At 65.7% G+C, this 9,775-nt stretch carries 14 protein-coding genes; 5 read left to right on the forward strand and 9 right to left on the reverse strand.

The window, feature by feature from the left end; genetic code table 11:
* Positions 1–83 precede the first annotated feature (83 nt).
* On the forward strand, positions 84–338 hold the full coding sequence (locus tag CHB88_RS23295; protein ID WP_143131456.1) for a hypothetical protein: 255 nt from the start codon (positions 84–86) through the stop codon (positions 336–338).
* 10 nt (positions 339–348) lie between these two features.
* Here CHB88_RS23295 and CHB88_RS23300 read toward each other — a convergent pair whose 3' ends face one another.
* The 8 genes from CHB88_RS23300 to CHB88_RS23330 form a co-directional block, all read right to left on the reverse strand.
* Entirely contained in the window at positions 349–885 is a 537-nt protein-coding gene (locus CHB88_RS23300; protein WP_089401760.1) for a regulatory protein RecX, read from the reverse strand.
* On the reverse strand, positions 875–1,432 hold the full coding sequence (locus tag CHB88_RS23305) for a hypothetical protein (RefSeq protein WP_143131457.1): 558 nt from the start codon (positions 1,430–1,432) through the stop codon (positions 875–877). Before CHB88_RS23305 ends, CHB88_RS23300 begins: the two co-directional genes overlap by 11 nt.
* Positions 1,433–1,729: 297 nt before the next feature.
* Positions 1,730–2,113, reverse strand: a complete 384-nt coding sequence (locus CHB88_RS25420) for a DUF5710 domain-containing protein (RefSeq protein ID WP_217900223.1) — start codon at positions 2,111–2,113, stop codon at positions 1,730–1,732.
* Between the two features lie 230 nt (positions 2,114–2,343).
* Complete coding sequence (locus tag CHB88_RS23315; RefSeq protein ID WP_089401762.1) at positions 2,344–2,601, reverse strand: hypothetical protein; 258 nt, start codon at positions 2,599–2,601, stop codon at positions 2,344–2,346.
* Complete coding sequence (locus CHB88_RS25335) at positions 2,601–2,738, reverse strand: hypothetical protein (RefSeq protein WP_176442630.1); 138 nt, start codon at positions 2,736–2,738, stop codon at positions 2,601–2,603. Before CHB88_RS25335 ends, CHB88_RS23315 begins: the two co-directional genes overlap by 1 nt.
* Positions 2,739–2,746: 8 nt before the next feature.
* Complete coding sequence (locus CHB88_RS23320; RefSeq protein ID WP_089401763.1) at positions 2,747–2,950, reverse strand: hypothetical protein; 204 nt, start codon at positions 2,948–2,950, stop codon at positions 2,747–2,749.
* 50 nt (positions 2,951–3,000) lie between these two features.
* A complete protein-coding gene (locus CHB88_RS23325; protein WP_089401764.1) occupies positions 3,001–3,363 on the reverse strand; it encodes a DUF3140 domain-containing protein in 363 nt (120 codons plus the stop codon).
* A gap of 198 nt (positions 3,364–3,561) precedes the next feature.
* Positions 3,562–4,458, reverse strand: coding sequence for a LysR family transcriptional regulator (locus CHB88_RS23330; RefSeq protein ID WP_089401765.1), 897 nt, complete (start codon positions 4,456–4,458; stop codon positions 3,562–3,564).
* Between the two features lie 275 nt (positions 4,459–4,733).
* Between CHB88_RS23330 and CHB88_RS23335 the strand changes: the two genes are divergently transcribed.
* Both CHB88_RS23335 and CHB88_RS23340 read left to right on the forward strand, forming a co-directional pair.
* The gene (locus tag CHB88_RS23335) at positions 4,734–5,657 is read left to right on the forward strand and encodes a Bug family tripartite tricarboxylate transporter substrate binding protein (RefSeq protein WP_245845212.1); all 924 of its coding nucleotides are present in this window, start codon (positions 4,734–4,736) and stop codon (positions 5,655–5,657) included.
* 51 nt (positions 5,658–5,708) lie between these two features.
* On the forward strand, positions 5,709–6,662 hold the full coding sequence (locus CHB88_RS23340) for a 2-hydroxyacid dehydrogenase (RefSeq protein WP_089401767.1): 954 nt from the start codon (positions 5,709–5,711) through the stop codon (positions 6,660–6,662).
* Positions 6,663–6,711: 49 nt separating this feature from the next.
* On the opposite strand, the gene CHB88_RS23345 is transcribed toward CHB88_RS23340, so the two are convergent.
* Complete coding sequence (locus CHB88_RS23345) at positions 6,712–7,644, reverse strand: LysR family transcriptional regulator (protein WP_089401768.1); 933 nt, start codon at positions 7,642–7,644, stop codon at positions 6,712–6,714.
* A gap of 137 nt (positions 7,645–7,781) precedes the next feature.
* Here CHB88_RS23345 and mdlC point away from each other — a divergent pair, with 137 nt between their 5' ends.
* Together mdlC and CHB88_RS23355 are read left to right on the forward strand one after the other, a co-directional pair.
* Positions 7,782–9,389 (forward strand): benzoylformate decarboxylase, encoded by a 1,608-nt coding sequence (gene mdlC, locus CHB88_RS23350; RefSeq protein WP_089401769.1) that lies wholly within the window; start codon positions 7,782–7,784, stop codon positions 9,387–9,389.
* A gap of 48 nt (positions 9,390–9,437) precedes the next feature.
* Positions 9,438–9,775 (forward strand): aldehyde dehydrogenase family protein (locus CHB88_RS23355; RefSeq protein ID WP_143131458.1); only part of this gene is annotated, 338 nt, incomplete at its 3' end.

Below are 9,775 nucleotides of genomic sequence, written 5' to 3' on the forward strand. Positions count from 1 at the left end.
CGCCGTCAGCTTCCTGAAAGTCACCAAGGAAGCCGATGCTGTACCATCCGCGGTCTTTTCATCAGCCCGTTTTATCGCCTTTCATGAAAGCAGCCGCACTCGCCCTCGTTCTCTGTGCCCTGATCCCCGCCGCCCGCGCCGCCGATGCCAATCCCGACGATGACTGGGTCGCTTGCGAGACCTGGGTGGCCACCGTGGTGCAGAGCGATAGCCGCAACGCCGTCCTGGCGTTCGATGACATCGGCGTGCAGCGCAAGATGACCGAGAGGGAAATTGCCTTGCTTGGGTTGCCGCCAACCGGCACCCGCCTGTGCCGTCCGATCGTGGCGATCGACTGATCCGGCTGCCCTAATCGGGCTGCGACAGGGCCTGCAAGGCTTGCTTGATGGCGTCGCTGGAAAAGCCGCGGTAGCCGAGATAGCGCCAGATCTTCGCGCTCAGTTCGCGCGTCATGCCCTCGGCCGCCAGCCCGCGGAATTTTTGCGCCGCCTCGACGGCACGCTCGCCTTCCGGCGCCAGCGTCTCGATCTGCGCCGACGAGACGGCGTCTTCCACGCCCTTGGCGCGCAAGGCCATGCGAATCTTGCGGTCGCCGGCCCGGTGCGCCGTCGCGCGCGCCTTCATGCCGGCATAGCGCTCGTCGGACTGGTAATTGTTTTCCTGCACATAGCGCATCGCCTCGTCCGCCTCCGCTTCCGAATAGCCGCGCCGGATGATCTTCTGGCGCAGCTCGGCGGCGCTCATCTCGCGCCGGCTGAGGTGCCAGAGCGCGTAGGATTTGCTCGACTGGCGCGGCTTTTCCCTTTCCGCCGGCTTGGCCTCGCGGGCACGCCGACGGTCGGACGTGCGCGTGATCTCGGGAGAATCCCCGCGCTCAGGACGCATTGGATGTCCGCGCCGATGCGGTGCGCATGCCGAGCCGGCTGAACAGCTCCGCCCGCTGGGTCTGGGTCAGCTCGCCCACCTCGTTCAAAATCCTGCCCACCGGCTTGCTGAACGGCGCTTCGGCGGATTCGCCGCCGCCGAAGCGCAGGCGGATTTCTTCCATCGCTTCCGGGCGCGGCAATGTGGCGACGAGATCGACCAGTTCATCGAGGTTGTCGCGCGTCGCCACGTCGGCGGCGGCGCACAGCACGCGCATGCTGGCGCGCGACACCGCGCGCAGCTGCTCCGGCGACATGTCGAGTTCCAAGATGAACTTGCGCGCCACCTTCATGTATTGCCGCGCCGCTTGCGGATAGATGCCTTCTTCCTGCAGGAAGCCGCGGAAGCTGGAGGCGGCCGTGCGGCCGCGCCATTCGCCGCTTTCCTCCAGCACGCACAGCATGGCGCCGAGGCGGATTTTCTGAAAGCCGATGTGCCGGTGCACCCGCGTGGCCAGCTGGTACACATCGGCGGCAGGCATGGCTTGGGTATGAATTGAATAAGTCATTGCTCGTCTGTAGCGGCCGTACCGCAGGGTAAGGAGGACATGTCAAGCGCGCAGGCCATGCAGGCGGCAAGGCTTTGCTGCAGCGCTGCCATCGAAAGCGCACCGGCTGGCGCGGGGGGGAAATGAAACGGGGACTTGAATGGAATATGGGGTCGGGGCCGGGAAATGCAACGCCTGCAGGCGTGGAAAACCGGCTTCGGGCTGCCGGTTCAAGCCCGTTTGCACGCCCCCGGCGACGCGCATTCGCGCCGCGCGGGTGGGCAATTCCGCCAGCCTTCCCGGGGCTGCCGATCGGGATCAGCCCTGGTCGGCGGCAGGCAGCCAGCGGCGGAACGGGGTGGCATCCACGCCGGGCGGCACGTACCAGGTGCGGCCTTCCGCATCCCATCGTGCACCGAGCTTCTTGGCGGCATCTTTTTCCGCGAAGGGTACAGCCAGCTTGGTGGCGCCTTCCGGCCGCTTGCCGCCGGATGCCTTCGCCGGCTTTTTCCAGCCGCCGGCCGTCGCGGCCGACGACACAGGCGACGATTGCGGCATGTCGACCAGCAGTCCCGCCGTTTCATGCAGACCAAGCAAGCGTTCCTGGCGGCTGCCGTCGCTGCCGGTGTGAATGACGCGAACACCGCTGTCGGTTTTATCAATGGAGAAATAGGGCGGATCGAAGGGCGGCGTATCGGGCATGGCGGCAGGCAACGTTGGATGGAGCGGGATTATCTCAGGATACCCGGCAGATGGCATTCGCCGTCTAGCGCCGGATGCCGAGGGGCACGGGCACGGTCCGTGGAAATCCGGGGAGGCTGGAAGGAGGAATGCAGGCTCGGCGAGAGGAAGTGCCGGCGCCATCCGGCACCGGCGATCAGTTCACGGTGGCGGATCCGCTTCCGCCAGGATGAGGTGCGGCGATTGCGGCCCTACCGGGCGCCGCAGCGGGCCAGGGCGGCCGCTTCGGCCGGCGTGAATTCGCGTTCCCTTTCGCGTGGCTGCAATCCGGCAGCCGCAAGGCAGCTGCTCTCGATGGCGTCGATGCGCTGCATGGCCTTGACCTGAGCGGCGGACTCGGGCATGCCCTCGGTCACGAGCTGTTTCGCCATCCAGCCCGCGGCGGCGAGCGCCGGAAGCATCATCATCATGAGCTTTTGCCGGAGCGGCAGTGTTTTCTTTGCAAGCATCAGCTTTCCTTGGTGTCAATGCGGTGCGCAACGGTTTCATGATAACCAAAACCGGCGCCATGGGTATTGTTGAATTCGACCGCAGCCGCTCCCGTCAATTCCCGACTTGCGGGAAACGAAAGCAAATCCTTCTGCAAGGCCGCGCCTATTTCCCATCCCCGGTGCCGCCGGCGCGCAGGGCGTCGAGCACGGCCCGCCGCACGAGCAGCCGGCGCGCCAGCTCCCGCGCCAGTTCATCGGATGCGGGATCCGCCAATACGCGCCTCGCCAGCGTGATGTCATCCACCTCGGCGACCGGCCTCGGCGTAAGCCGCTTGAGCTTTCTGAAAAATCGATCTTCGTTGTTCATGCGAAATAGCCTGGTCGAGGTTCACCGCGAATGGTCGGCCGGAGCCGGCTTCAATGCTTCTGAGGATCGTGTCCCCAATTCATGAGCGAATAGCGCCAGTCGCTGGTGGCGGGATCGCTCTTGCTCGGTCCCTGAGCCAGATGGCGATGGATATAGCCCACCACCTTGCGCATGTGGGCAATGTCGTCCTCGCTCAAGTCCTGCGCGCGCCGGTGCAGCAGGTCGATGATGCGGCGGCCGGATCGGTGGCCGACCGATTCATGATCGCCTTGCTTCTGCCCGACGCGCTTCGACTCTTCGCTGTCTAGCCATTTTTCCAGCTGGGCCGGGGTCATGTTGACGGCTTGCCGGAATTCGGCAATCGTTTCCTGCCTCGCGGCATGCTGGTCTTCATGCGTGGTGTGCTTGGTCATGGCGGCCTTGGTTCAACGAGGTCAATCGAATGCCATGCCGGTTCGGCCCTGCATGGCACCTCCTGTTTCGCTTCGACACGCGGGAATGCGCGACGATTCTTCGCCAGGGGAAAAGCGCGGTTCAATACGGGGACATTTCCTCGACAGCACCGCGATCTGTCCGAGCGGCAAGGCATCTGCCGCGGCGGATGCGGGCGCTCATGACAGGTGCCGCCGGCAAAGGCGCATGGCGAACTCGCGCACGACCTGCAACGCCGGATTCTGACTATCGGCTCGCCACGCGAGAAAGATTTCCGCCCGGATCTCGCTTTTCCAGAGCGGCTTGAAAACCACGTCCTGAAATTGCAGGTGCTTCGCAGAAGCCGGCACGATCGCCATGCCCAGCCCCTTTCTGACCAGCGAGAGGATGGTGTGGTTCTGCTCCAGGTACTGCACGTAGGTGGGCTGCACGCCGGCCGCGCCCAGGAGCGCCGTGATCAGGTTGTAGAAGTATTTTCCCTCGTCGGGAGAATGCATGATCAGCGGCTTCCGGTCCAGGTCGCCGGGCTTGATGCCGCGCTTCCTGGCCAGCGGATTGGTCGCATGCACCGCCAGCATCAGCGGTTCCGCGAACAGGAGCTCGGTGGCGAAGGCATGCGGGATGCTGAGGGGGCGGATGAAGCCGAGGTCGATGAGATTCGAGTTGAGCGCCGCGATCTGGTCCAGCGAAACCATTTCCTTGAGCAGGATCTCGAGCTGCGGCATCTGGCTTTTCGCGGCGCCGAGCAGATCGGGGATGAGCCCGTAGCCGGTGACCGCGGTGAAGCCCAGCGTGACCCGGCCTGCCTCTCCGGTATCGATGCGGCGCGCCTCGGTGGCCGCCTGCTCTGCCTGCTTCAGGAGCAGCCGCGCGTTGGTATAGAAACTCTTGCCTGCCGCGGTCAGCACCACCGCCCGGGTGGAGCGCTCCAGCAGTCGCACGCCGAGGGCATGCTCCAGCAGCTGGATCTGCCGGCTCAGCGGCGGCTGCGTCATGAACAGCCGCTGGGCGGCGCGGCCGAAGTGCAGTTCCTCCGCCACCGCGACGAAGCAGCGAAGCTGAAAAAGTTCGAACATTTATTCAAGGTTTGGATTAATCGATACAGCATCTAGCTTAGACTAATTGAATCTCCCTTTCTACAATGGTCTTCGCTGATTGCACCACGCGTCGCCTTCCGCGGTGGAAGGCGCATGCGGCTTTCCCGCATGGCGGCGTGCGGCATGGGCGATCGTGCGCCGGCGCGCCGGGCGCCGGTCTCGCTGCCCCGCTTCAGGACAACTTAATCAAGGGACGAACCATGAGAAACTGGAGACAAGCAAGCGCAACGCTGGCGGCATGCGCCGGCGTTGCGATGGCAATCGCGCTGCCGGCGGCGGCGCAGAATTTTCCCGCCAAGCCGATCACCATCGTGGTCGGCTCCAGCCCGGGCAGCACCACCGACGGACTGGCGCGGGCCATCTCGCAGGAAGTCACCCAGATCACGAAGCAGCCGGTGATCGTCGACAACAAGCCCGGCGCCAGCGGCGGCATCGCCGCGCAGGCGGTGGCGCGCGCGGCGCCCGACGGCTACACCGTCTTCATGACCACCAACACCACGCAGGCAGCCAACCCCTTCCTCTTCAAGCGGCTGAACTATGATCCGGTCGGCGATTTCACGCCGGTGGCCGCGCTGGTCAAGGGCTACCTGCTGATGGTGACCAATCCCGGCGTGAAGGCCAAGACGGTCTCGGAATTCATCGCCCTCGCGCGCAAGGAACCCGGCAAGCTGACCTTCGGCTCCGGCAGTTCCTCCGCACGCGTCGCGGGAGAACTGTTCCAGCAGATGACCGGCGTCAGCATGACCCATGTGCCCTACAAGGCGAATCCCAATGCGGTGATCGATCTCGTCAGCGGCCAGATCGACATGATGATCGTCGACCTCACCACCAGCCTGCCCCAGGTGCGCGCCGGCAAGCTGAACGCGCTCGGGGTCACCAGCCTGCAGCGCTCGCCGCTCGTGCCGGAGCTGCCGACGCTGAATGAAACCGGGCTGCCGGGCTACCAGATCAGCTACTGGAACGCGCTGTATGCCCCAGCCCATACCCCGGAGCCCGTCGTCAAGCGGCTCAATGAACTCATGCTCAGGGCGATGCAGGCCGATGGCGTCAAGCGCTTCGTGCAGCAGAACGGCATGGAAGTGTTCACCTCGTCGCCGCAGGAACTGAAGGCTTTCCAGGCCAGCGAGGTCGAGCGCTGGGGCAAGATCATCAAGACCGCCAACATCCAGCCGGAGTAGCCTCCCGGCGCCGCAGCCCGCGCTGCGCAGCATCAATCACAAGGAAATGCCATGAAGCCAGAAGTATTGCAGTTGAATCCCATCCTGGTGCCGTCGATCAATGAGAAGCTCGACGCCCTCTACACCATGCGGCGCTATTACGAACAGGAGGACAAGGAAGCCTACATCCGCGAAGTCGGCCAGCGTATCCGCGGCGTGATCACCGGCGGCCATACCGGCATCAGCCGCGCCCTGATGGAGCGCTTGCCGTCACTCGAGGTGGTGGCCGTCAACGGCGTCGGCACTGACGCCGTCGACCTCGCCTATGCACGGCAGCGCGGCATCCCGGTCACCGGGACCTTCGGCGCGCTGACGGAAGACGTGGCGGACATGGCGCTCGGCCTGCTGCTCGCCACCTGCCGCAATCTGTGCGCGGTGGACCGCTTCGTGCGGGACGGCCTGTGGCCGGAATTTCCGCAGCCCGGCTCGATTCCCCTGGCGCGCCGTGTCAGCGGCATGCAGGTCGGGATCGTCGGCATGGGCCGGGTAGGGCAGGCGGTGGCGAAGCGGGCGGCGGCTTTCGGCTGCATGGTGAGATACACCGACCTGCAGCCGATCGCAGGCGTTGGCCATGAATTCATTCCCGAGCTGCGGCGCCTTGCCGAGGCGAGCGATGCGCTGGTGCTGTGCGCCGCCGCCGACAAGGCCGAGGGCATCATCGACGCCCGCATACTCGAGGCGCTGGGCAAGGGAGGCTACCTGATCAACATCGCCCGCGGCCGCCTCGTCAACGAAAGCGACCTGGTGCATGCCCTGCGCTCCGGCGCCATCGCGGGCGCCGGCCTGGATGTGTTCGTCGACGAGCCGAACGTGCCGCAGGAACTGTTCGCGATGGACAACGTGGTGCTGCAGGCGCACCGCGCCAGCGCCACCGTCGAGAGCCGGACCGCGATGGGGGAAATGGTCCTGGCCAGCCTCGCCGATGCGCTGGCGGGGCGGCGGCCGGCGATGAGCCTGACTACCTAAGCGCCTTCATCGGAAAGCCCTCGCGTTTCATGCGCGGCGCCGGTCGGTTTCAATCAGCGGGATTCTGATCGGCGCGCCGGTTGTGGAGCGCAAGCTGCCGCAGTTCGTCGAGCAGCCTTACCGCGGGCGTCGGCATGATTCCGTCCCGGCGCCGGAACACCGTCAGCCGCCGGTGGGCATCCAGGCCCGGGATGGCCAATGCGCTCATCAGGCCGACCCGCCTTTCATCTTCGAACATCGGCCCCGCCATCCAGCACAGGAATCCGGCATGGGAAACCAGGCTTTTCAGGGTGATGATGGAGCGCGTCTCGACCACGATATTCGGCTTGCCCAGCCCCTTGCTCCTGAAGACCTCATGCAGGTGCTGGTAAGGGGCGGTGCCTTTTGGCGTCGATGCCCAGCGCTGGTCGATGGTATCCGCCAGCGACACCTGCCGCTTGCGTTGCAGCGGGTGGCCGGCCGAGGCGACCACATAGCTGTTGTCTTCCCAGTAGCAGTCCGCGATCGGCACGATCTCCTCGCTCTCGTCGGCGGCCACGCCGAGCGCGAGATCGATCTCGTGCTTCACCAGCGCATCGGCCAGGCGGTCCCAGACGCCCTCGATGATCTGCACCTTCAGGTTCGGCCAGCGGGTCAGCACGCGCTGTATCGCCAGCGGCAGAAGCAGGCCGACCACGCTGGCGATGCCGCCGACCCGGATGGTTCCTTTCGCCAGCCCGCGCACGGCATCGATCTCTTCATGCGCCTGCTCCGCCACCCTTTCCATCAGCGTCGCATGCGGCAGCAGGGCTTCGCCGACGGCAGTCAGCAGCATGCCTTTTGAATTGCGTTCGAAAAGCGGGGCGCCGACCTGGCTCTCCAGCCGCTTGACGGTGCGGCTCAGCGCCGGCTGAGTCAGATGCAGCACGTCGGCGGCGCGGCCGAGGCTGCCATGCTCGACGATGGCGAGAAAGGCCGAGAGTTGTCGCTGGTCGAAAGTCATAACCAAGTGTAATGACTTATGCGCAACTAGGCAATTCCTGGGCATGAGCTTAGGGAGGATACTCTCTCGCTGCATAAGCAATTGTTCAACTATTGCAATCAAGAAGGCATCTCATGCAAGCAGACAACCCATCCCGCATGAATACCGAAGGAGACAAGGGCGTAACGGTGCGCGACGCCGTCCTGACGCTGCTGCGCGATTTCGGCATCACCTCCGTATTCGGCAATCCCGGCTCGACCGAGCTGCCGCTGTTCCGCCATTTCCCTCCGGATTTCAAGTACGTGCTCGGCCTGCAGGAAGCCGTCGTGGTCGGCATGGCTGACGGCTTCGCCCAGGCCAGCCGCAACGCCTCGTTCGTGAACCTGCATTCGGCGGCCGGCGTCGGCAACGCCATGGGCAACATCTTCACCGCCTTCAAGAACCGCACTCCGATGGTCATCACCGCCGGCCAGCAGGCGCGTTCCATCCTGCCCTACGAGCCGTTCCTGTTTTCCGGGCAGGCAACCGAACTCGCCAAGCCCTATGTCAAATGGAGCTGCGAGCCGGCGCGGGCGCAGGATGTGCCGCATGCGATCGCGCGGGCTTACTACATCGCCATGCAGGAGCCGCGCGGCCCGGTGCTGGTGTCGGTGCCGGCCGACGATTGGGACCAGCCGGCGGAATTGATCACGCCGAGGCTCGTCAGCTCCGAGACCCGCGCCGACCCGGCGGTGCTCGACCGCATCGGCGCCCAGCTCGATGCCTGCGAACGGCCAGCCTTCGTGGTCGGCTCGGCGGTGGATCGCGGCAATGCCTGGGATGCGGTGGTGCGGCTTGCGGAGACCCACAATGCGCGGGTATTCGTCGCGCCGATGTCCGGCCGCGCCGGTTTCCCGGAAGACCATCCGCTGTTCGCCGGCTACCTGCCGGCGATGCGCGAGAAGATCGTCCAGAAGCTCACAGGCGCCGACCTGATCCTCGTCATCGGCGCGCCGGCCTTCACCTACCACGTGGAAGGCGCGGGGCCGCATGTTCCCGAAGGCGCCGCCCTGTGCCAGCTGATCGAGGACCCGATGATGGCCTCGTGGGCGCCGGTGGGCACCTCGGCCGTCGGCGGCATCCGGCTCAGCGTGCTCGACCTGCTGGCCCGCACGCCGGCGAAAGCCAGGCCGCGGCCGCCGATGCGTCCGGTGCCGCCGCGCGCGGAGCCGCCGCGTCCGGGCGTCGCCTCGCAGCGCATGTCGGTCGCCTACCTGCTGCAGACGCTGGCCGAAGTGCGCGACCCGGACCATATCGTGGTCGAGGAAGCGCCGAGCTCGCGCCCGGTGATGCAGACTTACCTGCCCATCCTGCGCAGCGAGACCTTCTACACCATGGACAGCGGCGGACTGGGCTACAGCATGCCGGCGGCCATCGGCGTGGCGCTGGCCAAGCCGCAGGCGAAGATCATTGCGCTGATCGGAGATGGCTCCAGCATGTATTCGATCCAGGCGCTGTGGAGCGCGGCCCAGCTGAAGCTGTCCATCCTGTTCGTGATCGTGAAGAACCGGCGCTATGCGGCGCTGCAGGACTTCGCGCCGCAATTCGGCTTCAAGTCCGATGATCCGGTGCAAGGCACCGACCTGCCGGACATCGACTTCGTCGCGCTGGCCAGGGGGCAGGGTGTCGCCGGCGTCAGCGTGAGCGATGCGGCGGCGCTGCGCGAGACGCTGGCCGCGGGGCTCAGGTCGACGGTGCCGTATTTGATCGAAGTCGAAGTAGAGTAAAGTGACAGTCGTCGTGTCGTAGCCGAATCAAAAACATAGGAGACAAGCATGGCCACCATTTCCCTGCTCATTGACGGCGAATCGCAAGCCGCTTCCAATGGCGCCACCTTCGAGCGCCGCAACCCGCTGGATGGCAGCGTCGCCACCGTCGCGCCCGCCGCCACCGTGGCCGACGCCATCGCCGCCGTCGAGGCCGCCGAGCGCGCCTTCCCGGCCTGGGCCGCCATGGGGCCGGGCGAACGCCGCGGCCTGCTCATGAAGGCCGCCCAGGCCCTCGAAGCCAAGGCCGATGCCTTCGCCGCCGCCGTGGCCGCCGAAACCGGCGGCTCGGCCATGTGGTCCGGCTTCAATGTCCATCTGGCCGCCGGCATGCTGCTCGAAGCCGC

The organism is Noviherbaspirillum humi, assembly GCF_900188095.1.
Lineage (GTDB): Bacteria > Pseudomonadota > Gammaproteobacteria > Burkholderiales > Burkholderiaceae_D > Noviherbaspirillum > Noviherbaspirillum humi.